Source organism: Allobosea sp. 2RAB26, from assembly GCF_052115465.1.
GTDB lineage: Bacteria > Pseudomonadota > Alphaproteobacteria > Rhizobiales > Beijerinckiaceae > Allobosea.
In genome coordinates, this window is the sequence record NZ_JBFRGS010000059.1 from 1 (window position 1) to 1361 (window position 1361).

The following is a 1361-nucleotide window of genomic DNA, read 5'->3' on the forward strand; positions in this document are numbered from 1 at the left end:
GCCCCCCTTTATGGAATGGCCCGCCCCTCTCCTCCATGCTGATCGGGTCGCAACAGGAGGGTGGCATGAAGGACATTCAGATTCTTGGTGTCGATTTGGGCAAGAACAGCTGCAGCGTGGTTGGTCTGGATCAGGCTGGGCGGGTTCTATTGCGCCGCCGGACGCGGCGGGAGGGCGTGATCGCTCTGGCGGCGAAGCTGCCTGGCTGCGTGGTCGCTATGGAGGCATGCTGCGGAGCGCATCATCTGGGGCGCCTTCTGGTCGCCCAGGGTCATGAGGTGCGGCTGATGTCGCCAGAGTATGTCCGGCCCTACGTCAAGTCGCAGAAGAACGACGATCGCGACGCCGAGGCGATCGCCGAGGCTGCGACACGGCCGACGATGCGGTTTGTGGCACTCAAGACGGAGGCGCAACTCGACATACAGGTTCTGCATCGCGTCCGTGACCGGCTTGTCGGACAGCGCACCTCATTGATGAACCAGATCCGCAGCATCCTGCTCGAACGTGGGATCGTCGTGCCTCAGGGCCGGCGAAGTCTGCTGGACGTGCTGGCAGGTCTGTTATCAGAGCCGGACGCGAGCGGGCTGGGCGCGCGCGTTCGGCTTCTGCTCGACGACATGATCGACCAGTGGCGCGCTCTCGATGCGCGCATCAAGAGGCTCGACGATGAGTTTGCCGAGATGGCGCGCAACGACCCGGCCGCTCGCCGCCTGGCGACCATACCGGGTATCGGCGTGATGAACGCGACCGCGTTGGTGGCCGCTATCGGTGACGGGGCCACATTTAAACGCGGTCGCGACCTATCCGCCTGGCTCGGGCTGGTGCCTAGGCAGGCGACAACAGGCGGCAAGCCGAAGCTACTGGGGATTACCAAGCGGGGCAGCAAATACATGCGCAAGCTCGTCATCCAAGGTGCCCGAGCGGCGTTGCCGACGCTGGCCAAGACCGCGACGCCCCTCGGTGTCTGGCTTCGAGGCCTGCTGGCGCGGGCCCATGGCAACACCGTTGTCGTCGCGCTGGCAAGCAAGCTCATCCGGATCGCCTGGGCACTTTTGCGCAACCAGACCATGTTCGCCGACAGCGGACGCGCCGCAGCATAAAACGGGATCGGCTGGCGGCGATCACCCGACGCCGCCAGCCGTGAAGGGTCTGCGGGTGGTGAAAGCGAGATGGCCTGACAGTCAACCGGTGTCCCACCAGCCTACGACGGAAAATGGCACTCGATGCCGGCCCCTTTATGAGGCCTGGGACGCGCGGATCTCCATCTTGGCCAGGTTCAATCCTGAGACCGGATACGTTGATGCAGACTGCTCAAATCAGATCGCCAAACAGCTTGCAGACGGGGCGGGCCATACGTTTCC

At 64.1% G+C, this 1361-nt stretch carries 1 protein-coding gene; it reads left to right on the plus strand.

The features are described from left to right. Window positions 1-65 precede the first annotated feature (65 nt). Entirely contained in the window at window positions 66-1100 is a 1035-nt protein-coding gene (locus AB4118_RS33970) for an IS110 family RNA-guided transposase (RefSeq protein ID WP_441493893.1), read from the plus strand. The last annotated feature ends 261 nt before the right edge of the window (window positions 1101-1361 follow it).